At 38.1% G+C, this 26220-nt stretch carries 23 protein-coding genes; 4 read left to right on the forward strand and 19 right to left on the reverse strand.

The features are described 5' to 3' along the window. Positions 1-489: 489 nt before the first annotated feature. The 8 genes from ODZ84_RS06820 to ODZ84_RS06855 all read right to left on the reverse strand — a co-directional run bounded on the left by ODZ84_RS06820 (position 490) and on the right by ODZ84_RS06855 (position 9999). Positions 490-1416 (reverse strand): TIGR01777 family oxidoreductase, encoded by a 927-nt coding sequence (locus ODZ84_RS06820; protein WP_266176241.1) that lies wholly within the window; start codon positions 1414-1416, stop codon positions 490-492. Positions 1417-1547: 131 nt separating this feature from the next. After that, complete coding sequence (locus tag ODZ84_RS06825; protein ID WP_266176242.1) at positions 1548-2018, reverse strand: SRPBCC family protein; 471 nt, start codon at positions 2016-2018, stop codon at positions 1548-1550. 157 nt (positions 2019-2175) lie between these two features. Next, positions 2176-2577: a hypothetical protein gene (locus ODZ84_RS06830; protein WP_266176243.1), complete on the reverse strand. Its 402-nt coding sequence runs from the start codon at positions 2575-2577 to the stop codon at positions 2176-2178. Between the two features lie 7 nt (positions 2578-2584). Beyond that, positions 2585-2929, reverse strand: a complete 345-nt coding sequence (locus tag ODZ84_RS06835) for a hypothetical protein (protein WP_266176244.1) — start codon at positions 2927-2929, stop codon at positions 2585-2587. Between the two features lie 32 nt (positions 2930-2961). Beyond that, positions 2962-3354 carry a hypothetical protein gene (locus tag ODZ84_RS06840; RefSeq protein WP_266176245.1) on the reverse strand — a complete coding sequence of 131 codons (393 nt, stop codon included), beginning with the start codon at positions 3352-3354 and terminating at the stop codon, positions 2962-2964. 79 nt (positions 3355-3433) lie between these two features. Continuing rightward, positions 3434-3937 (reverse strand): GbsR/MarR family transcriptional regulator, encoded by a 504-nt coding sequence (locus tag ODZ84_RS06845; RefSeq protein WP_266176246.1) that lies wholly within the window; start codon positions 3935-3937, stop codon positions 3434-3436. A 229-nt stretch (positions 3938-4166) separates the two neighbouring features. Then, positions 4167-8741: a TonB-dependent receptor plug domain-containing protein gene (locus ODZ84_RS06850; RefSeq protein WP_266176247.1), complete on the reverse strand. Its 4575-nt coding sequence runs from the start codon at positions 8739-8741 to the stop codon at positions 4167-4169. Between the two features lie 4 nt (positions 8742-8745). Continuing rightward, positions 8746-9999 carry a hypothetical protein gene (locus ODZ84_RS06855; RefSeq protein ID WP_266176248.1) on the reverse strand — a complete coding sequence of 418 codons (1254 nt, stop codon included), beginning with the start codon at positions 9997-9999 and terminating at the stop codon, positions 8746-8748. Between the two features lie 447 nt (positions 10000-10446). On the opposite strand from ODZ84_RS06855, the gene ODZ84_RS06860 reads away from it, so the two are divergent. Continuing rightward, positions 10447-11301 carry an IS5 family transposase gene (locus ODZ84_RS06860; RefSeq protein WP_266176249.1) on the forward strand — a complete coding sequence of 285 codons (855 nt, stop codon included), beginning with the start codon at positions 10447-10449 and terminating at the stop codon, positions 11299-11301. Here ODZ84_RS06860 and ODZ84_RS06865 read toward each other — a convergent pair. The 3 genes from ODZ84_RS06865 to ODZ84_RS06875 form a co-directional block, all read right to left on the reverse strand. Beyond that, complete coding sequence (locus tag ODZ84_RS06865) at positions 11247-12437, reverse strand: hypothetical protein (RefSeq protein ID WP_266176250.1); 1191 nt, start codon at positions 12435-12437, stop codon at positions 11247-11249. The genes ODZ84_RS06860 and ODZ84_RS06865 overlap by 55 nt on opposite strands. Before the next feature lie 213 nt (positions 12438-12650). Beyond that, positions 12651-13760, reverse strand: coding sequence for a TonB-dependent receptor plug domain-containing protein (locus ODZ84_RS06870; RefSeq protein WP_266176251.1), 1110 nt, complete (start codon positions 13758-13760; stop codon positions 12651-12653). 12 nt (positions 13761-13772) lie between these two features. Further along, complete coding sequence (locus ODZ84_RS06875) at positions 13773-14291, reverse strand: RNA polymerase sigma factor (protein WP_266176252.1); 519 nt, start codon at positions 14289-14291, stop codon at positions 13773-13775. Positions 14292-14731: 440 nt separating this feature from the next. On the opposite strand from ODZ84_RS06875, the gene ODZ84_RS06880 reads away from it, so the two are divergent. Then, positions 14732-15934 (forward strand): C1 family peptidase, encoded by a 1203-nt coding sequence (locus ODZ84_RS06880; RefSeq protein ID WP_266176253.1) that lies wholly within the window; start codon positions 14732-14734, stop codon positions 15932-15934. A gap of 492 nt (positions 15935-16426) precedes the next feature. Here ODZ84_RS06880 and ODZ84_RS06885 read toward each other — a convergent pair whose 3' ends face one another. Then, positions 16427-17488, reverse strand: a complete 1062-nt coding sequence (locus tag ODZ84_RS06885) for an NADH:flavin oxidoreductase (protein WP_266176254.1) — start codon at positions 17486-17488, stop codon at positions 16427-16429. A 243-nt stretch (positions 17489-17731) separates the two neighbouring features. Between ODZ84_RS06885 and ODZ84_RS06890 the strand changes: the two genes are divergently transcribed. Then, positions 17732-18121, forward strand: coding sequence for a winged helix-turn-helix transcriptional regulator (locus ODZ84_RS06890; protein WP_266176255.1), 390 nt, complete (start codon positions 17732-17734; stop codon positions 18119-18121). Between the two features lie 10 nt (positions 18122-18131). Here ODZ84_RS06890 and ODZ84_RS06895 read toward each other — a convergent pair whose 3' ends face one another. From ODZ84_RS06895 to ODZ84_RS06905, 3 genes are all read right to left on the reverse strand, one after another. Further along, positions 18132-18437 carry a hypothetical protein gene (locus ODZ84_RS06895; protein WP_266176256.1) on the reverse strand — a complete coding sequence of 102 codons (306 nt, stop codon included), beginning with the start codon at positions 18435-18437 and terminating at the stop codon, positions 18132-18134. 479 nt (positions 18438-18916) lie between these two features. Continuing rightward, positions 18917-19132 carry a hypothetical protein gene (locus ODZ84_RS06900; RefSeq protein ID WP_266176257.1) on the reverse strand — a complete coding sequence of 72 codons (216 nt, stop codon included), beginning with the start codon at positions 19130-19132 and terminating at the stop codon, positions 18917-18919. A 141-nt stretch (positions 19133-19273) separates the two neighbouring features. Beyond that, positions 19274-21706 (reverse strand): alpha-ketoacid dehydrogenase subunit alpha/beta, encoded by a 2433-nt coding sequence (locus ODZ84_RS06905; RefSeq protein ID WP_266176258.1) that lies wholly within the window; start codon positions 21704-21706, stop codon positions 19274-19276. A 136-nt stretch (positions 21707-21842) separates the two neighbouring features. Here ODZ84_RS06905 and ODZ84_RS06910 point away from each other — a divergent pair, with 136 nt between their 5' ends. Next, positions 21843-22136, forward strand: a complete 294-nt coding sequence (locus ODZ84_RS06910) for a hypothetical protein (RefSeq protein ID WP_266176259.1) — start codon at positions 21843-21845, stop codon at positions 22134-22136. A 1-nt stretch (position 22137) separates the two neighbouring features. On the opposite strand, the gene ODZ84_RS06915 is transcribed toward ODZ84_RS06910, so the two are convergent. The 4 genes from ODZ84_RS06915 to rlmN form a co-directional block, all read right to left on the reverse strand. Then, positions 22138-23115, reverse strand: coding sequence for a polyprenyl synthetase family protein (locus ODZ84_RS06915; RefSeq protein ID WP_266176260.1), 978 nt, complete (start codon positions 23113-23115; stop codon positions 22138-22140). Positions 23116-23186: 71 nt separating this feature from the next. After that, entirely contained in the window at positions 23187-24065 is an 879-nt protein-coding gene (locus ODZ84_RS06920) for a hypothetical protein (RefSeq protein WP_266176261.1), read from the reverse strand. A gap of 87 nt (positions 24066-24152) precedes the next feature. Then, complete coding sequence (locus tag ODZ84_RS06925) at positions 24153-25094, reverse strand: sterol desaturase family protein (RefSeq protein WP_266176262.1); 942 nt, start codon at positions 25092-25094, stop codon at positions 24153-24155. A gap of 74 nt (positions 25095-25168) precedes the next feature. Next, positions 25169-26203 (reverse strand): 23S rRNA (adenine(2503)-C(2))-methyltransferase RlmN, encoded by a 1035-nt coding sequence (gene rlmN / locus ODZ84_RS06930; protein ID WP_266176263.1) that lies wholly within the window; start codon positions 26201-26203, stop codon positions 25169-25171. Positions 26204-26220: the final 17 nt, after the last annotated feature.

A 26220-nucleotide genomic window follows, 5' to 3' on the forward strand; every position in this document is an offset into this window, starting at 1 on the left:
TTTTTAACACTTTAGAATGGTAAGATGAGTATTACACTGCATAGAAGAACACTTTAGGTTTAAAATCTTTGATTTTTTTTCTCATATGATCTGAATATTTTCGCAACATTACATCTAATGTGACTGATCTGGTTAAAAGATTTTTTTTTAGCACTTTAGAGTTTTAAGATGAGTATCAAACTGCATAGAAGAACAATTTAGTTTGAAAAATCTTTGATTTTTTCTTATGTGATCTGAATATTTTCAAACAATACATTAAAATCTAATGTGACTGATGTGGTTAAAAATTTTTTAACACTTTAGAAGTGTTAGATGAGTATTACACTGCATAGAAGAACAATTTAGTTTGAAAAATCTTTGATTTATCTTATATGATCTGAATATTCTCACAGCATTACATCTAATGTGACTGATGTGGTTAAAAGATTTTTTTTAAGACTTTAGAATTGTAAGATGAGTATTACACTGCAAAGAAGAGCACTTTAGTTTTTAAAAATCTTTGGTTTTAGCTGATGTGAAAGGTTGAAGTAAGTTTTTAAACGCAGATTCGATGTTGGGATACAGAAACCGAAAACCGCTCGTTATAAGCCTTTCTGGGTATACATTTCTGCTTTTTAATAATAATTCTGTTTCGGTTTTTAAGAAAACAGAGGCGAGTTCCAATTGCCAGACCGCTGCATTCAACCCAAAGGAGATTTTTATTTGCTTCCTTAATTCCATCATCAGTTCTTCATTAGACAAAGGATTTGGGGCTGTTATATTGATTATTCCTGATATGTTTTCATGGTCAATAATATGATCAATTGCTTTGCAGAAATCAACAATATGAATCCAGCTTACCTTTTGATTTCCGTTTCCCTGCTTACCACCCAGTCCTGCTTTTGTGATCAATTTCAATTTCGGGAATGCACCGCCATTATTACCTAAAACAATTGAGGTCCGTAATGCCACTTTTCTCACATCTTCATGGTCAGGGCTAAAAAATTCCTTTTCCCAGCTTTTACAGATATTCATTGAAAAATCATCACCTATAATCCCGTTTTCTTCTGTGTTCATCTGTGTTTCGGAATGGATGTAGATGGTTGCCGAACTTGCATTCAGCCAGAGTTTGGGTTTATTGGTACAATAATCAACGGCTTTCCGGAGAACTTTTGTGCTGTTGATTCTTGAAGAATAGATTTCCCGTTTGCTTTTCTCCGTGTACCGGCAATCGACCGATTTACCCGTGAGATTGATAAGAACATCGGCATTTTCAAGCAAATTTTTCCATTCACCCAGCGTTTTGGCGTCCCAATGAAATTCGTTTTTACGTTTTGGTTTCCTGGTCAGAATATACACCTGATTTCCTTTTTCTTTAAAATACTCTTCCAGGTTTCTTCCCAGAAATCCGGTTCCGGCAGCGATGATGATTTTCATGTTTGTTTTTGGTTTTTATGTATTTTGGTTTTAGGTCTATTAAGATTTTGTTTTGTTGAGATGCTTCGACAAGGTCAGAATAGTATCGCTGATACTAACTGTTTTGACGCTCGCTTCGCTCGCGCTTTACCTTATTCTTCAATCAAGTTTTTATTATTTTCTGCGGTAGTTTTAATTAATTTATTTCTTTCCAGCAGAAAGTTCTTCATATAGTTTTTGAGAAAAAAACGGTTGAAAAGTTTTCCGATGATCCCAAACGGAGACTCAAATTCAAAAATATCGGTCATGATTGTACATTTACCTTCCTGACTGAAAATATGCTGATGTTTTAAGGACTTGAAAGTTCCTTTTACCATAATATCTGTGAATTGATAAGATTTGTCCATATTGATGATCCTGGAAGTGTGGGTCTGATAAAAACCTAAATGTTTTGCTCTCCAGGTCACCGTTTCTCCTTCTTCAATCAATCCTGTAGTTCTTCCTGCAATGGCTTTTTCTCCTGTTTTGAACGTTGATTTCTGATGTAAATCGATATCTCTTGCCATGTCAAAAACGGTGCAGATATCGGCTTTGATCTTTATTTTTAAATAAATTCTTGACATTTTTTCAGTGTTTTAAAGATTAATCCGGAGCCAAATTTTAAAGGTGTCTTTTTGAGATCGTATTTGAAAAAAGTTTTCATGGTCATCGTTTTAAAGGTTTAAAAAATCGCCTCTTGTTCTTTTATTCTGAAATCTGAAAGTGAAATACATCCAAATTTTAAAGATCAGTGTTTTCATTTTGTATTGGTTTTATTTTGTTTATTGCATGTTTACGGCCTTTTAAAAAAAGCAGGAGGTTTAGAAGCATCATTACTCCCAGATAGATGGAGAATCCTCCTATTTTTTTACGTAAAGCGACGACCAGTCTTTCTACAGTTTCGATCTGAAAGAATTCAATAATGCAAAGGGCAAAGCCTATATTCAGGAGGTAAAAACCTATTTTAAAAAGTGAGTTGGTGGCCATGGCAATATCTTCTTTCTGATGAAAAATATCAATCATAAAAGTTTTTGAATTTTTAAATAAAAACTGGGAAACCAGAACTGTAAGTGCTATGACGACAGGTAAATAGATCATATATGCCTGAAAGTTGTACGTTGTCGTAAGGATGGTTGCGTTCATCGGATTATTATTTTATAGTTAAATTTTTTCTTAAAAAATAAAGAGCGAACATGTTCATAAAGTGTAAAAAACAAAGCATCAAAATGATGTATCCTATTCTCATGGAAGTGACGGTCACCATTTGTTCCACAGAATTTACTTTTTCCCAATTTGCCAGACTGGCTGCGATATATCCGAGATTGATGAGATAATAGCATCCCAACAGGATTCTGTTAATCGTAAGACATAAATCAGCATCGAGAATCAGATACTCCAGATAATATTTTCCGGCATTGTAGCATCTTCTTCCCACATCTACCGTAATGTACGAGCTGATGGCCAGAAAAAGCAGGTATGAAAGAATATTGAACATGGTATACTTTAATATTTCAGTAATTTTGAATATCAGCTGAAAAAATTATCTTTCTTTTTTGTCTTGTTTTGTTTTGTAATCAGATAAAAACCATAAGCCAGATAATACAGATTAAAAAGTACGCCTCCCGTTCCCATAAAATAAATGATATAGTCTATTCTGGAATCTGCATTCTGTGCTGCCATCAGAAAAATCAGCAGAAAAAACAAAATGACCCCAAAGAAGTAATACCGGTTAAATTTACTTGCCATAACAGAGATTCTTATTAAAAAGCCCAGTAAATTTGAAACACCGACAAAGAAAAGGACTATAAAAAATTCTGTCCCCTGGGTTGTCCCAGTATAATCAGAAATAATGTACAGCAGGCCTACCAAGCTTACTATGGTCTGTAATACCACTTCTCCTTTTAAAATATTAAGTTTCATGATTAAAGTTTTTAATGTTATTATATTTTCAATAATTTTTGAAAGTTTGTCTGAAATAAAAAAGGATCTGAAGTCCTTTTTATTTTAATAGGTTGGTAATTTTTCCAACCAGCCAGTGGTCGTCACTTTTAATCGCCAGATCCATGATATTATTTATTTTTCCTGTTACAGAACTGAAATCTTCCATCAATTTAATAAATTCCTTTGCCCCTTCTGTATCTTTGTCTTCAATATTCTTAAGCTCTTCCAGAAAATTAATGACAGGTTCTATTTCCCTTTTTCTCCGTTCTTTTGTGATCTGCTTAAACAGATACCAGACATCTTTTTCTGCTATAAAATATTCTTTTCTTTCTCCTTTTACAAATTCTTTTCTTACAATACCCCAATCCATCAGCGCCCGAAGATTCATATTGGCGTTTCCTCTTGAGATTTCCAGCTGCTCCATCACCTCATCGGTAGAAAGTGCCTTTCCGCTGGCCAGGAGTAAGGCATGAACCTGCGCCATCGTACGGTTGATCCCCCAATTGGTGGCAAACGCACCCCAGGTCTGAATATATTTTTCTTTGGCTTCTGAAAGTTGCATACTGTTTTGTCTTTTCTGATACAAATATAATTATTATTTTTGAACTTTCAGTAATTATTGAAAGTTTATTTTGTTTTTTTTCCTTTTATTGATGAAGAGGTGCTGCCGGTGGCTTTCAATAGTCATTTTCAGATCATCATGAATTTCTTATTCCGACTTGTCATTTAAAAAATGATCCTGCTCAACACTGATGCAGGGATCGGGAATATATAGACGTTTATTAGTTTAATCAAGGTTCTATGGTCGTGGTAATTCCCTGGTTCCAGTATTTCGCCTCCGGCATATAGTACAGATAAACATTGCTGGATTTTCCGGTGTATGCCCCGCCAAATTCGGCTTTCAGATCAAGATTGATGACTTTCGTTTCATTGGCAGCAAAATATTCCCAGTACAACACCAGATAGTTATCGAAAATCTCATAGTAGGAAATCTGTTTTTTATCCAGCAGGTCTTTCAGCAAAGCATTTTGCAGGGTCAACCCGGCAGGAATTCCAATTTTGGCTGTTGTCATGGGCAGCCGGCCGTTGATTTTATTTTTAATGGTGATGGTCATCCTCTTGGTTTCCCCTACTTTCGAGACCGGCGATTTCAGTTTAGTTTCCATGGTTAAAGGAATATCAGCACTTTGCGGAGCCTGTAAAGTGAAATACTGATAATCCATTTTGTAAGGCAGGCCCTTTCCTGTGGAATACTTTATCTGGATCTCATTATCTCCTGATTTAAAAGCAGAGGCCAATGAATTGTTGGCTGTAGTTTCCGATCCGTTTATCATGATTTTGGGTTTTGCCGTACCGTATAATTTTTCGTTATTCGTAAAAAACTTAGCGAGTGCCTCCAGAGCTAAAGAGGTTGCCTGTGTTGATCCAAAACCATAATATCCGTTGTAAGTAATTAATTCATCAGCAACCTGTGCCATTTTTAACTGGTTGATCTTTTCATTCTTCTGCAATGCCATCATATACAGGGAGAGGGTCTCCGAATCGGCAGAAATCCCCCTGGAACCTGTGAAAGTAGTCTGTGTTTTTACGTTTTTATTCTGGTATTGAAGGTTCAGAAAATCCATCAGTGTTTCATATTCTTTATTTTTCCCTAGATAGAATGAGGTATTCGCCATGAGGGCCAGCTGATAGGAATCTTTAGTGGCCAGGACTTTTTTGAGACTGGCCTGATAGGCATCTTCCAGTTCGTCTTTTAATCCTGTTTTGGATAAAGCGTAGAGCACATACATATTTCTGGACCATGCGTAATCCGAATAAGGGCTGCTCATTTCGTAATTTCTTCTTATTTCAAAAATTCCGTTCCGGTTTTTCTTTGAAAGAATAAAAGAGGTCAGATCCCGGATGAGTTTTGCATCAATATTTACATATTTCTTAAGATCTCTGAACTCCAGTAAAGCAAAAGCCGACAGTGCCACATCAGACTCTGACGAGCCAAAATAGGAGAATCCGCCGTCCGGATTTTTATAGCTAAGCATTTTCTGATATCCTTTTTTTAAATTTCTGATGACCATACTTTCCGTATCGGGAGTAATTTTTTTCACCGACTTCACATAATCCAGAACAAAAATATTAGGATAAACCGTTGATGACAGCTGTTCAAAACATCCGTGAGGCTCTTTCTTTAACCTTTCAATATCTTCAAACAACTGTAAAGCGGTGTTTTCATATACGTAATACGACGAGAAGAGACTTCCGCTGATAACCTCCGGAATATGAATTTTTAAACTGTCCGACCGGTTATTAATGAGCGAATAATAATGAGGAAATCCTTTTTCTTCTACGGTGAAAGGAAGGATCATGGTTTCCCTGAAATCCCCGGACGTTACGGTAAACTGAATATTGGAATTGATAATCTGATCTGTCTGCAGCGTCACCAGTAGCCTGCCGGATTCCAGAGGTTTTAAGCTGATGACACTGTCCTGCTTTATAACCTTTACCCGATTGGGAGCGATGATATTCAATTCCATTTTTCTGCTTTCCGGAGCATTGTTCTTAATCACCACGGGAATGGTCATTTGATCGGTCCGGGTGAGATATTGAGGAATTTTAGCATCTACTGAAATAAGACTCTGAGCGGCATAGGTTGTTTCATCTCTCCCGATTAAACCAGAAGAAGAAATCCCTTCTGTTATAATCCTGAAAGCAGAACTGGCATCGGAATTATAAAATTCAACCTGTGCTTTTCCGTACTGATCGGTCTCCACTACCGGATTCCAGTATAAAGTTTCCCTGTAATCATGGCGGTAGGAAGTAGCGGTAGTCTCATAAACCGGATAATAAAAGCTTCGCGTGTAGGAATAGGCAGTAAGGCTGTCTCCGGGAATCGATAATGTTGCGTAATATGATTTCCGGGTCACGTTGAATTTTATATTCGACCTGTTACTTTTAAAAGAGGTGATGACCACTACTCCGTTTGCACCACGGCTGCCATATACTGAGGTTGCCGCCGCATCTTTTAATATGGTAATGCTGTTGATGTCATTAGGATTAATCATTGTTTTCATGTTTTCAACAGGAATACCATCCACCACGTACAGTGGTGTTTTATTGGAAATCGAAGCATTTCCCCTGATCTGAACATTAAGAAAGCCACTTCCCGGCTGACCCGCCGGACTTATTTCTATTCCGGCTGCCCGGCCATTTAAAACAGCACTCATGCTTGAATTTTGAAATTCATTGGATACCGTAACCAAAGAACCCGTAGATTTAGCATTCGTTCTGGAGGAAGAGTATCCCATCACGACAACACCTTCTAATTCCTGTGAGTTTAATGATCTTGAACTGTCACTGATATTGTTATTCGGTCTTCTCAGCATTGAAGTATTGGGACGGTTTTCGCTTACTTCCTTATTTTGGGTCTCTTCCGGTTTCCGGCCTTCTACTTCCTGTAATACTTTTTTCCCGGATTCATTTACCGCTTCCTTTACAACTTCTTCTATATTGACATTACCGGGAGATTTTTTTGACAGCGGATTCACAGCCAGCTTATATGATAAAATTCTGATTTTCACTTCCTGCCTTGGCTGGAAAGATTTTGCAATCAGCTGATTGGAACCATTACCCTGAAGATCTGAAAAATAGAACGTTCCGTCATCGGAAGTGACCTGCTTCAGAATCATTGAGCCGGAAATCAGATAGACCTCAGCTTTTATGGGATTTTTATTTTCATCTTCTACAATCCCATAGATGGGATTCTTTTTCTCAGGCAAATAGCTGTATTTCTGATCTTTAATCACTTCAGGAGTCAGTTCAAAATACCGGTAGCCGTTGGTCAGCATTAATAAGTCGAGACTTTCCGTGGCTTTTTCTTCTTTTTTGTCAAAATAAAACTGAGGTCTTTCAATTTTCCCTCTCAGTTCAGAATCCATCAGTAACCAGGAAAGAATATGGTTTTGTCTGTCATCTGCATAGGTCCATAGCTTGTCATCGACCACGCTTATTCCCAGGTTGGCAGGGACCGGTTTATTATTTTCATCCGTTGTTTCAATGGTGACCACTACTTTCTCGCGAGGCTGATAATTTTGCTTTACCGGTTTTACTTTTACATTCAGCTGCTTATTTTCATGGGTAAAAACAAGCCGTTCAGCCAATGGAATTCCGTTTTCCGAAACGGTAAACCGGCAAATTCCGATAGGAAGTCCGTTTTCATCAATTTCCAGAGAATTCAGTCCTTTTTTTAACGACAGGGTTTTGGTGTACTTTTCTTTTTCGCGAAAGCTTCCCTGAATAACTACCTCTTTTTCATCCGTTGACTGAATGCTCAAATGGATCTTTCCCTTACTTTTACGCGCCGAAAATACAATACCTTCTTCCTGGACAGCCGGAAACCGATATATCTGCGTAATATTCTCCGGCTTTATGACTTTGGCATAATAAGTCTCACCTCGTCTGGGTGTAAAAAGGAAACTACCCATTCCGAAATTATACGCTGCTGCCTCAGCCATTTTTTCATGATTCTGATTGAACACTGCTACCACAGCATCAACCGGTTTTTCATATTCATCCAAAGCTTTAAAGGCGATATTCTGTTCTAATCCATTGATAAAAGTTCCTCCTTCAGGCATCAGTTTCACATCGACACGGTTCAGGACAATCGGAATATTCCTGGAAACAGACTCTGTAAATCCATCGAAGCTGACTTTAATATTCAGCAGGGCATCAGAAGATTTTAAAACGGCCGGAAGATTAAATTTCAGCTGTTTTTTTCCTTCTTTATCTGTAATGAGTTTTCCTTCGGATATTTTTTCACCATTATGCATCACTGTGTACTCTGCTTCATAAAAAGGAATCGGCAGATTGCTGAGACTTCTCATAGTAAAATCTGCCAGGACCTCATCTCCTGCACCATATCCTTTTTTAGGGAAATCCAGCTTCATCAGGATTCTTGGGGAAACTGTTTTCTGTAGAGTGATCTCTTTTTCAAAAGTGTTTTTCCCATCTTCGTTCATCATCCAGTTGGTAAAGACACGAATTTTATAAATTCCGCCTTTCATATCATTCGAAAAGTAAAAGTATCCTTCAGAATATCCTTTTTTAATCTCGTATTTCTCTTTTTTGATGACACTTCCGCTGGGATCAGTCAGTTCCACATTCACCACCCTGCTCTGCTCAGTGGGATGATTATTTTCTGCATTGACCGTATAAATTTTAAAGTACATCTCATCGCCGGGTTTATAAAACACATGGTTGGTCTGGATGTACGTTTTTTCTTTTTCAAAATCTTTGAATGGCTGCTGGGCATTCAGACGAAGGCCTGAAGCAAGAAAAACCAGCAGAATAAGGTAGATTGTATTTTTAAAATTCATAAAATTAAAATTGAAATGAAACCATGCACCCAAAAGTCTTATAAGAGGGAAGATTAAAGAAATCCAGTCCTCTTCCGTTCTCAGCATCATAGAAATTCTGATTAGGATCTGCCCCTTTAGCGGCCTGCCAGAGCAGAATATTATTCACAAAAAAAGTTACCCCTAATGCCCTTTTAAATTCTCCGACATTAAATTTTGCCGTTAACGAAATTGTATTGATCCTTATGTAATCTGCGTTCTGAACATAGTCTTCCGCTACTCCCAGATAGCCGTATCTCGACCATCGGTTTTTTGAAACGGGCTGATCCGGATCGTAGAAATCAACAGGGATCTGATTAACCATTCCATTGGAATTCACCCCCTGGAATACATAATTTCTGATATTGCGTTCGTCCCCGGAAGTTGAGGACCTGCCATAATAATCCAGTACCGCCTGGGTGCCGTTCCAGATCTGTCCTCCCTTTTTCCATTCCCAATTCAGATCAAGAGAAAACATTTTGTAGGACAGGCTGTGATTGAATTTCACCACAAAATCAGGAGTAGGATCTGCAATCACTTTTAGACCGTCTGCCTTTTCAGGATATCCGGATTCATCAATCAGTAAAGCGCCGTCGGCATTTCTTTTAAAATAACTTCCGACCACAACGCCTAAGGCCTCACCTTCCCTCAATGTTTTATAAATATCTGTAAACCCCGCAAGCGCCAGACCGTTATATCCGGGACTTACCCGATTCACTCTATCCTGATAGCTATAGAATGAAGCTTTCTGGCTGGTTCTGAAATCGGTTCCCAGATAAATATGATCATACGAGAAACTTACGTCATAACCGGTATAGGTATGATCTGCCAGATTCTTCAGAAGCAATTGGTTTCCTTCAAAAACAGGGAAAATATCATCTGTGATTTTCCTTTTAAAATATTCTGCTTCAAAAGCCAGATTCCGGTACGTCAGTTTAAAACCACCTTTCCACTCTTGTGTATTCACAGTTGAAAGGTTTTTGAAACGTTCCGCTTCCTGCACCGGAAAATACTGATAGGCATTCTGGGCTTTAAGTAAAGTAGTTCCGTAAGAAGCATATGATTTTGTGATTTCCGGCTCTGTACTTAGCCGGGTATACGTCCCGAACATTTTCAAATTAATATTATACCAGCCAAAAATATTATTGAACATAATATAGGCCCCGGCCTTTGGAAGCCAGTAATTATCCCTGAGAGAGGTATTTGAGATATAGAATGCATTCCCCGCATTGAAACCCATAAAAAAATCGTTACGATCGGTATAGTCAACCTTAGTTTATTATATAATCCTGTATTAACCTCTGATACAGATAAGTTTTGTTGGTCAGACTGTGAAAAACCTGTGATCTCTCGTTGTTCAGAATATAATTAAGGCTGAGCAAATGGTCCGTATGGTATCCGTCAAAAGAATAGGATCCTGAAATATTCGAATGATATAATCTGTTATTCTGCAACCGTTCATTTTGTATACCATCGGCAAATCCATGGGTGGAAGGATGGTACTGATCAAAATTCCGGAAATAATCATTCTCGAAAGATTGACTGATATTTAAATTAAACTGCCCCCACTGTCTTTTAAGATCAAAGCTGAACTGTCTTCTTCTATCCTGGTAATTATGAAGTGATCTTGACTTATTAAAAAAAAATAGATTAGTTGTTTGCTATAAAAAAAGGGATTAGGAAATTAGTGCCGCTAAACAAAAAAAAATCCTATCCCTTGTACCAAGTACTAAGCAAAGATACAATAGAATTAGAAATTGCACCTTATATTCCAATTGGAAAAAGAGGTTTCAAATCAAAAGCACCTATTTGTGAGATTATTAACTGTATTTTATATAAACTTAAAACAGGCATTCAATGGTATCTTTTACCTGTTTTACAATTGTTCAGTAAAGAAGTTCTACATTATAAGACAGTTTTCGGCTACTACCATCAATGGTGTAAAGCCGGAATATGGAGAGCCTGCTGGAGTGGTATTTTACAAAACAATAAATCAATGATCGATTTGTCCAGCGCAGATGTAGACGGCAGCCACACTCCGGCGTTAAGGGGAGGTGAAGCCGTTGGATATCAGGGTAGGAAAAAGCGTAAAACAACTAATGCCCTTTATTTGTCGGATCGAAATGGCTTGCCACTGGCCATGTCGATCCCTGTGTGTGGAAATCATAACGATTTGTTTAATATTGAAAAACATTTTACAGAAATGACCAATTTTTTACAGGAGTCGGGTATCTCATTGGATGGTCTTTTTGTGAATTTTGATGCCGGATTTGATGCGGAGAATCTACGTTTAAGAGCGTCAGAATTGGGGATAATAGCCAATATTGCTCATAATAAAAGAAACTCTAATACAGATAATGACCATTATTTTGATCATCAACTATACAAAGAGCGATACGCCATAGAAAGAACAAATGCCTGGCTGGATAGTTTCAGATCGGTGCTCAACAGGTTTGATACCACCATTACCAGCTGGATAGGATTTAATTATTTAGCTTTTATTGTTATTGCCTGTAAAAAGATGATGAAAAAGTCGAGATGAGTTCTATATTTATTTTCCTGAGCCAGCAGAAACTCCGGATTGTCTGCTCCCCTGCTGTAGCTTCTCTGGGCACCGTCGGGTAACAGCAGTCCCTGTTTATTGGAGAATGAAACCGGGGTCAGGAGGGAGTTTTGATAAGCCCTGTTGAACACTGCTGTCCTGTTGGAATTAGTCGCTTTATTTTCTTCATAGACCACTGCAAAATTGAAGTCGAATTTTAAAATCTTCGTGTTAAGTTTTGTCTTTAAGGTGTTCAGGACATTATACTGGTCAGTCAAATACATATGATTTTTCTCTTGCCCGAGATCTAATGAAATCCGGATTTTTTCATCGTTTTCGTTCTTGATAAAAGCATTCAGTCTCAACTGGTTGCTATATCCTACTGTTGCTTTAAAAAGTTCATTATTGTAGGCAGTTGCAGGAGGATTTCCGCTGATTGCAGGAACCAGCATTCCGTTTTGGTCATACGGATATGGCTGGTGATCAAATGCTAACGTAGAAATATCCGGTCCGAAACTGAACATTTCATCAGTTTCGGGTCCCCGCCAGACCGGCTGTCCGTTATACGATCTTCCCTGAACGTATTGTTTCTGAATCCGGGGAATAGCATTGCGGCTTTTAATGTCAAAAGACGTGGTAAAACTTCCGTTAAGAAATAAATACTTTTCCGGCATTCTTTTCAGCTTGAAATTGTTCTCGCTGACCTGCTTCAGCTTTCTTACTTTAAAAACATATTGATCAGAATGTAATGTTAAGCGCTGACGGGAATTTTCAAGGCTGTATTCGTCTTCGGGTTTCTTCGAGACCAGACTGTCATAGGCACTGCTATGAATACTCAGCACTCTTTCTTTAGGAATTTTGCTTTCTAAAATGCTTTTAAGTTCATCTGGGTAATAAACGATCTCTCTGCTATTCCCGTTATTCCAGACCAGTGTATCATAAGCTTTTGCGGCAATAATGGCAAAGCCTTTTTCATCCGTAAGCTCATATACTCCGCTGGTTTTATTATAAACCTTTAAAAAATTCTGGGGCTTATTTTCCTTATTGAGAAATGTTCCTGCATGATACAATTGTGAATTCTGCGCACACACCATAAATAAACCAGGCAGAAATAACAGGATATAGATTTTTTTCATTGTATAGGGTTATTAGAAAATGAAAACTGAAAATACTTCTGAAGAAAAGGATCTCTTCAGGATATGATCGTCAAAAAACATGAAATTAAAGCCGGATACCGGAAGTGATTGTTTTTAAACAATACATTCCATACACCATATCATCAAACTTTACCATAACCACTACAGCAATGACTTCCGGCCTGCTTCTCCAGCTTCAAATCTTTTGGAATTTTATTTTTTTACAGGTGAATTTTGCCTGATTATTTTTTCCACTGCTTTCTTCTGCTTTCTGGTGATGTCTGTCGTTGTAACCACGATCATCCCGTTAGCGGCACGACTGCCATAAACAGCCGTTAATGCTGAGTTTTCATTTTTGAAAATCTGTATGGATTCTATTTTGTCCGGATCCAGATTTTTAAAGTGTACAGCATCTGAAACCTGCCCGTTGATAAGGTACAGCGGATCTTTATCGGTTTTTTCACTACTCATACCTCTTACTGAAACCGACTGCTTCGCAGATGCATCTGCATACCCTGAATTTATATTGATCCCGGAAGCCTTCCCCTCCAGTGAGTTTACCAGATCTCTGCCTGAAATGGTCGTGGAGGACGCAGTATAATTTTTAGATTTGGCAAGCGGCCTGTTATATCCCACGATTGCCAGTGATCCTTTTTTGTCGTATGAATCAAAAGAAATGGACTGTGCGGTGTCACCCACAGCATTGATATTGGTAGGGTGACCTTCATTGGATGACATTCTGAAAGAAGAATTCAGGATAGATTTCTTTTCTTTTTTGATTCCCATGGCAATGACTTCTTCCATATTCTTTTCTTTCGGAGTATCAGAATGGGCAGCCATAGCAGGTTCCCGGTAAATATCTGCTTTAGGTGCATAAACGGCAGTATATTCCGGCATCGGAGATCTGTAAACAGAAGGTAAAGGCTTTTCAACCGCAAGTTTTTTCACAGACTCCGGTTTTTGAATTTCTTTTTCAATATTTGTTTTAATGACTTCATCGATCTTTTGAATATCATGTCCAGGCACTTTTGTTTCTGCAGGGGCAGGTAACACGGTATGTGTTGCCATGACCGCAGCCGGCTCTTGTGGTATTCCTGTTTCTTTGTGATCTGTAGTAAAATAAAGAGCTCCGAATCCAATAATTAAACTTGCCGCTATTCCGTAAGGAATCCACATCGGGATGGTTCTTTTTTTGGATTCTTTTTTATCCAGTTTCTCTTCTACCTTACTCCAGACTTTTTCAAACCCCGGAAATGTCGCAGGTTCATCCAAAGCTTTGGATGCCTCATTGAAAGTTTTATCTATATCGTGATTATTTTCCATTGTTGTAAAAGTTTAAATGTTTTGATTGACCAAGAGTTCCTGTAATCTTTTTCTGGCAAAATTAAGCTGCGATTTTGAGGTTCCTTCACTGATGGAAAGCATCATTGCAATCTCTTTATGAGGATAGCCTTCGATCGCAAAAAGGTTGAAAATCGCTCTGCAGCCTTCCGGCAGGAAGTTAAGCAGGCTCAGGACATCTTTTTCAAAAGAAATACTTTCTGTGGCAGATTCCGAAGAAAATGCATGACTGTCTTCTAAAGTAATATGAAGTGCCTTTTGGCTTCTCAGTTTTTGGAGACATTCATTAACGGCAATTTTCCTGGCCCAGCTTTCGAAAATATCCGGATTCTGAAGTTGATTTATTTTTGTAAATATTTTATAAAAAGTATCTGCTAAAACTTCTTCAATGTCTTCATCATTTTTCAGATAGCGTCTGCAGACCGAGTATATTTTACCCGCCATTTTTTCGTACACCTGCCGCTGAGCATTGCGGTCGTTACGTTGACATTCTAACAGTAATTCTCTTTCCATAGTCAGGCATTATACTCTCATAGATGCAGTAATTTCTAAAAAGGTTGGAAACATAATAAACTTTTTTTAAAAATACTGGAAAATGCTGAATGTGACAAAGGGATTATTATGGCGGGAAGAGGGAGGCTGGAAGTTTAATGTGACCGGGATTTTAAGGAACAATTCCTCAGTCCGGATGTTTTTGGTAATGCAATCGAAAGAATGATCAAACCTAAATCATTTATTTTTTTAATTTACCCAAAGAATATGATACTATCAATATAATCTTCTTCAAGCTCTGATTAACAGGCTTTTCAATATAAATTTAAGGCCTCCCGCTTACAAAATCCACTCCTTTCCATACCCTTTTCATAAAAAACTTTCTTTTTTGATTTAACTTTTCCCTCTGTAACAAATCTATAACAGCATCGACTATTCATATAAATAATCTTTTTATAGTAATGAAAAATACCAAAATTGCATCATTACTTTTTGTTTTGTCTGCAGGAAGTATGATGTTTGCCCAGGATAACTTAATCAACAAGCTCAAAAACAATCAGTCTCAAAATGCTAATTTCCAGTTCACCACCTTGAAAGATGTAGGAGCTACTTCAGTAAAAAACCAGGGTTCATCGGGAACCTGCTGGAGCTATTCGGGAAACTCTTTCCTGGAATCTGAAATGCAGAGAATGGGTAAAAAACCGGTTGATCTGGCAGAAATATTTACCGCCAGGAATTCTTATCACGACAAAGCAAAATTATATGTTTTAAATAATGGTGCCATCAGTTGGGGCGACGGAGGCGAATTACACGACGTCATCAATATGTATAAAAAATATGGTGCTGTTCCCCAGGACGTGTACACAGGGCTGAAAGAAGGTCAGAAACTGAATAACTTCAATGAAATGCAGGGGAAATTAAAACCTGTATTGGACAGCCTGGTTCAGGCTTCATCTAAAGGGAAGCTTTCGGACAACTGGATGGCTTCTGTAGATGCAATCCTGGACGAATATTTAGGAAAAGTTCCGGCCAACTTTACGTACCAGGGCAAAAATTATACGCCCAAAACTTTTGCTAAGGAAGTCGTAGGGATAAATCCTGAAGATTATGTAGAGATTTCCTCGTACAAAGATTATCCTTATTATCAGAAATTTGTAGTTCCTATTCCTGATAACTGGAGCCACGATTCCGACTGGAATGTGCCGATGAAAGATCTGACGGCCATCATTGACCATGCTGTGAACAAAGGATATTCTATAGGATGGGCAACCGATGTATCCGAGCCTTATTTTTCCTATAAGAATGGGGTTGCCTATGTTCCTGACATTGATCTGGACAATATCACTTCAGAAAATAAGGGGGCGCTTTTCACAGAACCTAAAAAAGACAAGACCATCACAGAAGATATGCGTCAGAAAGCACTGAACAATCTTTCTACAACAGATGATCACGGGATGCATATCGTAGGATTGGCCAAGGATCAGTCCGGAAAAGAATATTATATGGTTAAAAACTCCTGGGGGGTAACCAATGATTTTGAAGGATACCTTTATGTAACCAGACCTTATGTTGAGTATAAATCAACAGCCATTCTACTGCACAAAGATGCACTGCCGAAAAGCATTAAAAAGCAATTGAAACCTACTAAGAATATTGGTTTGTAAAAAGAACTCACTTTTTGCCTTTTAAGGCATTAGATATTTAAATCTGTTAGAAACCGTTTTCAATTTTTGGAAGCGGTTTTGTTTAAGGTCATTTCTGGTTTATCCATTAAAGAATTTTTTTTATCTGAAATATTTATGTTGATCATCAAAATATTCCGTAAGAATGAACTGAAAAAATTATTAAAATCAGATTTAAAAAGAATTAATGGCGGAAACCCTCCGGATCGCGAAGCAAATACCATTGAGTATTACTATTCCCAAAAAACGAGAGTCCGGGATACTGGAGCGTGTTCCGGTAAGTACAGGTTGCCCTTTGAAATTGAAACCAGCTTTCGGAAATTCTGAAAGCTGGTATCGTTTAAAAATTTAAATAGGTAAATCAAAAATATAGATGATGATAAACGGTGAACTTCACCTGACCAGTGAATAGTTTGTTAATAATACTGAAGGTTAAAAATTAACAGCCGGATCAATTCACCATTCACCATAGTTTTAATAAAGTACCGCCAGACTTTCTGCCGAGAAATCCAACAGGTCTTCCGTATTTCCTTCTTTTACTTTTTTTACCCACTCAGGGTCCTGCAAAAGGGCACGGCCTACCGCTACCAGGTCAAAGTCTCCTCTTTCCAGTCTTCTGGTGAGTTCCGATAAATCTGCTTTTCCCGTTCCCTGCCCGGCAAAGGCGGCCATAAAGTCACCTTCCAGTCCTACAGAACCTACAGTAATCGTCGGCTGACCGGTAATTTTCTTTGCCCAACCTGCAAAATTGAGATCAGAACCTTCAAATTCAGCTTCCCAGAAACGGCGTTGCGAACAGTGAAAAATATCAACTCCCGCTTCTTTTAGCGGCAACAGCCATTCTTCCATTTCCTCAGGAGTGTGGGCTAATTTTGTTTTATAATCCTGCTGTTTCCATTGGGAAAGACGGATAATAATCGTGAAATCCTCCCCTACCGCTGCCCGGATCGCTTGTACCACATCCACGGCAAATCTGCTTCTTTCTTTCAGTGTTTTTCCGCCGTATTCATCCGTTCTTGTATTGGTAACATCCCAGAAAAACTGATCGATCAGATAACCATGTGCCCCGTGGATTTCCAACACGTCGAATCCAAGGTCTTTTGCAGACTTTGCTGAAGCAGCAAACTGGGCAATCGTATCCTGAATATCTTCCATGCTCATCGTTGAGGCTTTTTCCATCTCTACTGAAGGATAATCTGCAGAACTTCTCGTATCTCCTACATGCCAGATCTGAGGTCCCATTTTTCCACCATTGGCATGAACGGCAGTGATGACGTTCTTCCAGCCGTTTAATGCTTCTGTTCCGTAGAAATCGGGAATATTCTGTATATTTTTAGAGGCAGGTCTGTTGATGACCGTTCCTTCTGAAAGAATCAATCCCACTTCGGCTTCTGCTCTTCTGGCATAATAATCGGCAATAGCCTGGGTAGGAACTCCGTTATCAGACTGTGCTCTGGTCATCGGAGCCATGACAATTCTATTTTTAAGCTGTAAATTCTTATATTGGAAAGGTTTAAATAATGATTCTATACTCATTTTTAAAGGTCTGTTTTATAATTGTTACACAAAGTAACTAATAATAGTTCACATTTGTATCTTTCGATTAAAAAAAGTGGTAACTTTGCAGTAACTTACATTAGTAACATTGAGGTAACTCTTAGAAGTAGTCTGGTTTATATTAATGAAATGCTTATTAAAACCTAACGGGTTTCAGAGACCCGTTAGGTTTGGGGAAAGTTGCGATTTTTATTTTACAGCTAAGGTTAATAATCAAACAGTATGAAAAAGAACGAATTGATGGCTTACAGCTGTCCTTTGGGGAAAGCAATGGCTGCATTGGGAAGCAAATGGAAACCCATTATTGTATTGGTCATCAAGGACCGGAAACTTCGTTTCGGGGAACTTGCGGTAAGAATTAACGTTATCTCAAGAAAGGTTCTGACAGATCAGTTGCGCGAAATGGAAGCCGACGGACTGGTGATTCGCGAAGAGTTTAAGGAAATTCCTCCAAGGGTTGAATATTCGCTGACGGAAAAAGGACTGGCCCTGCTGCCGATCATGTATCAGTTAGAAGAATGGGAAACGAAATATCATGTTTACGATCCTGAAAAAGAGAAGGACTGCAAGACTCTTCTGGAAAGTAAGAAGATGAAAAAGGCTGTTGTTTAATGGTTTTTTTTTACTGTATAGTTCTGGCAACAACAGAAATTAAGTTTCCAGAACTATCAAATGTTTCATCTAATTGGATGAATGTTAAATTTAGATTTATTAAATCTGAATATTTGAGTATAATGTAGTTCCCTTTTATATCTTTATATAAACTACTTGGATCTGAAATAAATTTTCTTTGAGCATTCGTTACTATAAGTAGATCTAAGCCTCCGTCCTTAGCCAATTGATAATCAGCAAGAACTCCTTTATAAATAAATGTTTGATCATTAACATTTACCAATGCGTCGACATGGGTAAAATCAACATCCTCCACAGTATCATTCTGTAAAATATGAGAATTTTTTTCGAAATTTAATAATCTTGCAGTAATAATATAATGCCAAATATTTTTATATCTTAAAATGTCATAAGTTATATCGAGTGATTTGGACAGGACATATGTTTTTAATCGATTACCAATTAAATATGATATAATATTAAGGAAAATTTGATAGATAATAATAGCAATTTTATTTTTCTCTACTGATGTAATTGCTAATTTTATTAAGTCATCGTTGGAAGATGTTAAAATTTAAAAGAATATCAAACCTTAAATCGTAACCAAAAAAATAATAGATTATCGGATAAGATAATAAGTAAAGAATAAGGCTTGGAAAAAGAGTATTTATTAATAAATTATAAAATCACTTGTAGTATATTGATTTGAAAATTCTCCGGAATAAAAGCCTTTAGCAAACGAAATTCCAGGAAGAACAAGGATTAAGAGAATAATTCCACTTAAAGCAATATCCACTATTTCGAAGCTTCTAATTTTTCTTTAGTAATTGGCTGCATTAACTCAATTCTTTTAGAAATTCCATCCTTAGCAGCGGCTCTGATGGCAGAAATAATATTGCCGGAATCTTTTTCACTATGAAGTAATATTCTACCTAAAGCGCTACTAACAGCAACTCTTCCGGTAGATAAGTCTCTCTTCCCTAATAAAGATTTTTTAACATTTTTTTTCATAAACCAAACTTAAGGATTTTATTCTGATCAGGCAACTAATTGATTTTAAAATAGATAAATTTGATAAATTATACCAATTAAAAATATCTAAAAAAACCGCTTCCAAGAAGAAAGCGGTTTACAATTTATCTAAAATCCTAATTAAAATATTGCAGGATATTTCTGAGGATTTGTTTCATTAAACATGGCGTAGATTTTTTCTACCATATCATCTGAAGAAGGTTTGCTGAAATAATCTCCGTCACTTGCATAGGCAGGCCTGTGGTCATTGGCCGCAATCGTTAACGGGTCAGAATCCAGGAATCTGAATGCTTTTTGTTTTTCCAGAATCTGCTGAAGAATAAACGCTGAAGTTCCGCCTTCCACATCTTCGTCGATGACAACCAACCTGTTGGTTTTCTTTACTGATTCGGCAATTTCATGGGTTAGATCAAAAGGGATTAATGACTGAACATCGATAACTTCTGCTGAAATCCCTAATTTTTCCAACTCTTCTGCTGCTTCCATGACAATTCTCCAGGTTGAACCGTAAGTCACTAAAGTTACGTCACTTCCCTCTTTTGTCACTTCAATTTTTCCGACAGGAACAGTGAATTCTCCTAAGTTATCTGGTTGCTTTTCTTTTAACCTGTATCCGTTCAGACATTCAACAATTACCGCAGGATCATCGCTCTGAAGCATCGTGTTATAGAATCCGGCAGCTTTTGTCAGGTTTCTTGGTACCAATACTAAGATCCCTTTTGAAAGATTCAGAATTCCTGCCATCGGAGAGCCTGAATGCCAAACGCCTTCTAAACGGTGGCCTCTGGTTCTGATGATTACAGGTGCTTTCTGACCGCCTTTTGTTCTGTACTGAACCGTTGCCAGGTCATCACTCATTCCCTGTAAGCAATATAGAATATAGTCCAGGTACTGAATTTCAGCAATCGGTCTTAGCCCTCTCATCGCCATTCCGATTCCCTGACCTAATATGGTAGCTTCACGGATGCCCGTATCGGCAACGCGAATGTCACCATATTTTTCCTGCATTCCCTCGAGTCCCTGGTTGACATCACCGATATTTCCGGCATCTTCACCAAAGACTAAAGTTTCAGGATATTTTTCGAATATTTTGTCGAAGTTATTTCTTACCACAACTCTTCCGTCCACTTCTTCAGAACTGTCGGAGTAGACAGGCTTAATTTCTTTTACGTTTTCCGCTTTCCACTGGGATTGAGAATATAAATGAGAAGAATAGTTATCTTTTTCAACCTCAAAAATAGCACTGTATTTCTGCATCAGCTGATTTCTTTCTGCTGAATCTGTTCCCCTGGTTGCCAGTAAAGATTTTCTTACCAGATGAAAAACATCTTTCTTTGCCTTAGAAACCAGTTTATTGAACTGGGTAATATAATTTTCAATCTCTGCATTCTGTCCTTTGAGATTTTCTACCAAAGGCAATACTGATCCGGCTAAATCGGTAATGGTTTTCTGATAATTTTCCCAGGCATTTTTCTGTCCTGCTTTTACTGTTTTTTTAGCTTCGTTATCTATTGAATCCAGTTCCTCAGCGGTTGCGATGATCTCTTCCTTACCTTCAATCTCTATTGAATAATTTAAAATCCACTCTCTGAATTTTACCAGGCCGTCAAACTGAGATTCCCAAGCCAGGCGCTCTTCATTTTTATATCTTTCATGAGATCCTGAAGTAGAATGTCCCTGCGGCTGTGTCACTTCGATTACATGCACTACTACAGGAACGGATTCCATTCTTGCGAACTGCTCTGCTCTCGCATAGGAATCCAACAGTGAAGGATAATCCCAGGCTTTCACCTGAATAATTTCACATCCCTGCATTTCACCTTCTTTTCTCTGGAAACCGCTTAGCATTTCAGCGATGTCCGCTTTTGCTCTCTGCTTCATGGTGGGAACAGAAATTCCGTAACCGTCATCCCAGATCGATACGATCATCGGCACCTGAAGCGCGCAGGCTGCATTCAGGGTTTCCCAGAAATGTCCTTCAGCAGTAGAGGCATCTCCGATGGTTCCAAAGGCGATTTCGTTTCCGTTTTTTGAAAATTTTTCAGAACCGTCAAATTGTACGGATTTGTATATTTTTGAAGCTTGTGCCAGTCCTAATAATCTTGGCATTTGCCCTGCCGTAGGCGATATATCGGAAGAAATATTTTTCTGGGCGGTCAGATCTTTCCAGCTTCCGTCTTCATTCAGACTTCTGGTGGCAAAGTGTCCGTTCATCTGTCTTCCTGCGGAGGCAGGCTCTCTTTCCACACTGGTATCTGCGTATAACTGTGCAAAAAAACTTTCAACCGTCAACGCATTCACAGATAATGCAAAAGTCTGGTCTCTATAGTATCCTGAACGGAAATCTCCGTCTTTAAATACTTTTGCCATTGCTAACTGGGGAAGCTCCTTACCATCCCCAAAAATTCCGAACTTAGCCTTTCCCGTGAGAACTTCTCTTCTGCCCAGGTAAGACATTTCTCGAGAAATCCTCCCTAACTTATAATCTTCAAGTATCTGATTTTTAAAATCTTGAAAGGAAATTTGCTGTGTTTCAATATAGGTTGTCTGCATAGCCAAAAATAAAATTTATAATTCTCGAAGTATTTTGCTAATATACACTTTTTAAATTAATTTTAATTTTTAATAATCTTTTTTAAAAATTTGATAATAAAAGAAATAGTATTTATATTGGAATAAATTTGTAAAGATGGAAAAAAAGTCTTCTCATATTCTTAATGCATCCAGTAATCTGCTTGGATTTTCTTTGGTGATTATCACCTCATTAAAAATCTCCAAGATAAGTCAGAGTACGCATTTGGACGAGTTTGCAGGTGTGGCATGTCTGTTTTTTGCGTTCAGTTGTTTCTGTTCGTTTTTAGCGATACGGGCAAAGAATGAGAGACGTGGAAGCAGGTTTGAGAATATTGCGGATTATTTATTTTTAATCGCTTTATTTTGCATTGTTCTGGCCGTTATAATTGTGACCGTAAAGGTCATTTAATTTAAAATTTCCTTTCAATTACATAATCCAGCATAATCAGTAGAGATTTTTTGGCATCAGAATCCGGAAATTCATTCAGAATATCTTTGGCCTTTTGTTGAAAATCCTTCATCTTGGTCACGGCATAGTCCAGACCACCTGAATTTTTGACAAAGGCGATGAGCTCTTTTACCCGTTTCTGATCGTTGTTGTACCTCTTTATTGTATTAAAATAATATTTTCTATCTTTCTCACCCGCTATTTTCAGGGTATGGATAAGTGGCAGTGTCATTTTCTGCTCTTTGATATCTATTCCTACCGGTTTTCCGATGACATTGGAACTCAGGTAGTCAAAAAGGTCGTCTTTGATCTGAAAAGCCATTCCGGTATAGGTTCCGAAGTCCATCATTTTTTTTGCCAGATGCTCATCTGCATTATTGGATAAAACTCCGATTTCACAGCAGGCCGCAATTAAAGTCGCTGTCTTCTGACGGATGATTTCATAGTAAACGTCTTCTGTAATATCCAATTTCCTTGCTTTCTCCAGCTGAAGAAGCTCACCTTCGGACATTTCACGAATGGTTCTGGAAATCACACCTAATAAATCGTAGTCCTTATGATCTGTAGATAATAAAACCGATTTTGAGAGGAGGTAATCGCCTACTAAAACGGCAATTTTATTTTTCCAAAGGGCATTGATTGAGAAGAAATTACGTCTTTTGAAACTTTCATCTACCACATCATCATGAACTAAGGTTGCGGTATGAATCAGCTCGATCATGGAAGCTCCGCGATAGGTTTTTTCGTTGACATCACCTACGAGTTTTGCGCAGAGAAATACGAACATGGGACGCATCTGCTTCCCTTTTGTAGTGACGATGAAACGAGTGACTTTATCTAATAAAGGTACTTTACTCTGCATTGATTCATAAAACTTCTGTTCGAAAAGTTTCATTTCCTCATTGATCGGTCGTTTGATTTCTTCTACAGTGTTCGCCACAATCTTCGAATGATGGATAAATAATTATTAATATCACAAAGATAATTTTTTTCAGTCAATTTTAAGGGAAATTAATCTTTGAGTTTATCTTTGGGAATAAAAAACAAACTTTGTTTTGCCCCTCCCAGCGGAGAATGAAATTTTTCTCCTGAGATATAAATCCCTGTTTCATCTGCGGCAATACCCTCAATCTGGCTAACAGACAGCGAACTTCCCAGGTAATAATGCCTCGGAGCTTCTTTAAAAAACACACCGGGCTCAGTTTCATTAAATACATCTAAAAATACTTCTGTTTTCTTTGTATAACCTACCAGATAAAGTTTTTTATTAAAATATGCGGCATCGGTAACGACAAAGCCTGTTTTATACACTTCTGTTTTCCGGGCTTTCTGCTTATCTGAAATTTCAGGATCAATGATATAATGGGTAGTCGATTTCGCGCCCCATTCTTTGGTAAACAGATGAAGTTTTCCATCCAGGTAGATCATGGCTTCCGCATCGAAATCGGTCTGCATGTACCGGGGAACAAATTCCTTCTGTTCAGGATATTCAAAAGAAATTAATTTAATACTATCACCCTTTAACAGATCATTTTCAAAAGGAACTTTATAAATCTCCAGGTGCTTTCTCGTCCCTCCGTTATTTCCGAAATCCCCGATATAGAAGTTATTTCCGTCATTAGTCAGTGCTTCCCAGTCTGTATTCTTCCCATTTATTTTTATGGTATTGATGATCTCACCGGATTTTTTATCAATTTCAAATAATTCGGGTGTGTTGCCGCTGTCATTGAAGGTATACAGTTTTCCGTTCAGAAGGCTGAGGCCGGATGTTTCTTTCAGTTTTTCATCCAGATCATTTACCCTATATTTTCTGATCTTCAGAAACTCTGTTTTTTGAGCGAATGATTGTGAAAAAATGAAAACGGTTAAAATCAGACACAGTTTTTTCATTGGGTAAAAATATCGATTTGATGTCAGAATCCCACTGGTTTAGTCCTGGTTTATAAAAATTGGACAGGCTATATTAGCTAACCTGTCTTAAACGTCAGTTATTTTCTGAGTGACTTTGTTTTTCCCGTCCTTTTTTATCCTGTACTCTTTTTGATATTGCCTTACCGTTTTCCCTGTTCCATCGTGTCTCCAACCGGGGGAATTAAACAGATAATTGATCCGGTCTGAAAATTTCAGGTCCGGCTGTCTCATATCTTTCCAGATTTTGCGCCACTCGTATAAAAGTACGGTATCAGGTCTGTTATCGGGCATTTTTGGATATATTCCATATTTTACAGGAGTATCGGGATCTTCTTTTTCGAAAGTACCGAAGATCTTATCCCAGATGATCAGGCACATTCCCATATTGCGGTCCAGGTATTTGATGTTGCAGGCGTGATGAACCCGGTGATGGGAAGGCGTTACCAAAATGTATTCCAGAAAGCCCATGGTCTTTACAGTCTGGGTATGTACCCACGTACCATAAACCTGGCCGATCGCATAGACAACCATAATATGCCAGGGATTAAATCCTAAAAATGCCAGTGGCGAAAAGTATAGATACCTGTACAGTGGCTGCAGAACCGGGCTTCTGAAACCTGTGGTCAGGTTAAAATATTCTGAATTGTGATGGGTAATATGCACCGCCCAAAAAGCCCGGGAATGATGATCTACATAATGTAAAACATAATACGCAAAATCTGTTATTACAAAACAAAGCAGCCAATACCACACAGTGAAATCCCAGGAAACAAGCCTGTGATTATAAAAGAAAAACATCACTCCCATCGCGAAGACCTTCATCACAAGATCAAGCCCGAAGTTCATTAATGCCAGATAAATGCTCGTTGCCACGTCTTTTCCGTTGTATAGTTTAGCTTCTGATACATGGCTGTAAAGCATCTCCGCTAAGATAACGGTGGCGTGAACGGGAATAGACCAGGCGTAGACATTTTCCAGACCGTCTTCGCCCATAAGGAAATCCATCATTGTACATTTGTTTAGTACAAATGTAGGATTTTAAGAATTTCTCAAAAATTTATTCTGATTTTTTTAATGAAATTTTAATCCGCCGTTTTATTGGCTAACTGGCCACAGGCCGCATCAATATCACCTCCCCGGCTTTTGCGGATCATTACGGTAATGCCCGCATTTTCAAGCTGGCGGACATAGTTTTCTTCTGCCTGCTTGTTGCATTTATCGTATTTTCCGTCTCCGATGGGATTATACTGGATTAAATTCACTTTGGAAGGAACCTGTTTACAGTATTTAATCAATGCCCTGATATCTTCATCGGTATCATTGATGCCTTTCCAGACACAGTATTCGAAAGTAATAACAGATCCCGTTTTCTGGTACCAGTACTGAAGAGATTCCATGATATCCGTTAAAGGGAATTTGTCCGAAAACGGCATAATCTCATTCCGCTTCGATTCTATGGCAGAGTGAAGGGATAAAGCGAGTTTTACACGCAGGTCATCATCGGCCAGCATTCTGATCATCTTGGGAATTCCTGAAGTAGAAACGGTAATTCTTCTTGGTGACATCCCCAAACCTTCCGGCTGGGTAATTTTTCTGATGGCTTCCACTACATTTTTGTAATTCATCATCGGCTCTCCCATTCCCATAAACACGATATTGGAAAGTGGCCTGTCAAAATACATTTTACTCTGGCTGTCGATTAAAGCTACCTGATCCACTATTTCAGCGACTTCAAGATTTCTCATTCGTTTGAGCCTGGCCGTTGCGCAGAATTCGCAGTTCAGTGAGCATCCGACCTGTGAGGAAACACAAGCGGTGGTTCTGGTTTCCGTAGGGATTAATACCGATTCTACCAATAAACCGTCATGAAGTTTCACTCCGTTTTTGATGGTTCCGTCCGTACTTTTCTGAAGCAGATCTACAGAGACCGGATTAATGGTATATTCTTCGGAAATTTTTTCCCGAAGGGTTTTCGAAAGATTCGTCATCTCATCTATCGAATGGAGATTTTTACTCCACAACCAGTCATAAACCTGTTTAGCACGAAACGGTTTTTCTCCCAAAGACTCAAAATAGTCCTGAAGCTGGTTCAGTGATAACGTACGGATATCTTTCAAAATAGTATGATTATAGA

It is taken from the genome of Chryseobacterium fluminis, from assembly GCF_026314945.1.
In the GTDB taxonomy this organism is placed as follows: Bacteria; Bacteroidota; Bacteroidia; order Flavobacteriales; family Weeksellaceae; genus Chryseobacterium; species Chryseobacterium fluminis.

What these genes read in the sequence shown, in the direction of transcription:
- ODZ84_RS06820 (WP_266176241.1), bottom strand. Translation starts at nt 1,416, where the DNA reads ATGAAAATCATCATCGCTGCCGGAACCGGATTTCTGGGAAGAAACCTG.
- ODZ84_RS06825 (WP_266176242.1), bottom strand. Translation starts at nt 2,018, where the DNA reads ATGTCAAGAATTTATTTAAAAATAAAGATCAAAGCCGATATCTGCACC.
- ODZ84_RS06830 (WP_266176243.1), bottom strand. Translation starts at nt 2,577, where the DNA reads ATGAACGCAACCATCCTTACGACAACGTACAACTTTCAGGCATATATG.
- ODZ84_RS06835 (WP_266176244.1), bottom strand. Translation starts at nt 2,929, where the DNA reads ATGTTCAATATTCTTTCATACCTGCTTTTTCTGGCCATCAGCTCGTAC.
- ODZ84_RS06840 (WP_266176245.1), bottom strand. Translation starts at nt 3,354, where the DNA reads ATGAAACTTAATATTTTAAAAGGAGAAGTGGTATTACAGACCATAGTA.
- ODZ84_RS06845 (WP_266176246.1), bottom strand. Translation starts at nt 3,937, where the DNA reads ATGCAACTTTCAGAAGCCAAAGAAAAATATATTCAGACCTGGGGTGCG.
- ODZ84_RS06850 (WP_266176247.1), bottom strand. Translation starts at nt 8,741, where the DNA reads ATGAATTTTAAAAATACAATCTACCTTATTCTGCTGGTTTTTCTTGCT.
- ODZ84_RS06855 (WP_266176248.1), bottom strand. Translation starts at nt 9,999, where the DNA reads ATGGGTTTCAATGCGGGGAATGCATTCTATATCTCAAATACCTCTCTC.
- ODZ84_RS06865 (WP_266176250.1), bottom strand. Translation starts at nt 12,437, where the DNA reads ATGAAAAAAATCTATATCCTGTTATTTCTGCCTGGTTTATTTATGGTG.
- ODZ84_RS06870 (WP_266176251.1), bottom strand. Translation starts at nt 13,760, where the DNA reads ATGGAAAATAATCACGATATAGATAAAACTTTCAATGAGGCATCCAAA.
- ODZ84_RS06875 (WP_266176252.1), bottom strand. Translation starts at nt 14,291, where the DNA reads ATGGAAAGAGAATTACTGTTAGAATGTCAACGTAACGACCGCAATGCT.
- ODZ84_RS06880 (WP_266176253.1), top strand. Translation starts at nt 14,732, where the DNA reads ATGAAAAATACCAAAATTGCATCATTACTTTTTGTTTTGTCTGCAGGA.
- ODZ84_RS06885 (WP_266176254.1), bottom strand. Translation starts at nt 17,488, where the DNA reads ATGAGTATAGAATCATTATTTAAACCTTTCCAATATAAGAATTTACAG.
- ODZ84_RS06890 (WP_266176255.1), top strand. Translation starts at nt 17,732, where the DNA reads ATGAAAAAGAACGAATTGATGGCTTACAGCTGTCCTTTGGGGAAAGCA.
- ODZ84_RS06900 (WP_266176257.1), bottom strand. Translation starts at nt 19,132, where the DNA reads ATGAAAAAAAATGTTAAAAAATCTTTATTAGGGAAGAGAGACTTATCT.
- ODZ84_RS06905 (WP_266176258.1), bottom strand. Translation starts at nt 21,706, where the DNA reads ATGCAGACAACCTATATTGAAACACAGCAAATTTCCTTTCAAGATTTT.
- ODZ84_RS06910 (WP_266176259.1), top strand. Translation starts at nt 21,843, where the DNA reads ATGGAAAAAAAGTCTTCTCATATTCTTAATGCATCCAGTAATCTGCTT.
- ODZ84_RS06920 (WP_266176261.1), bottom strand. Translation starts at nt 24,065, where the DNA reads ATGAAAAAACTGTGTCTGATTTTAACCGTTTTCATTTTTTCACAATCA.
- ODZ84_RS06925 (WP_266176262.1), bottom strand. Translation starts at nt 25,094, where the DNA reads ATGATGGATTTCCTTATGGGCGAAGACGGTCTGGAAAATGTCTACGCC.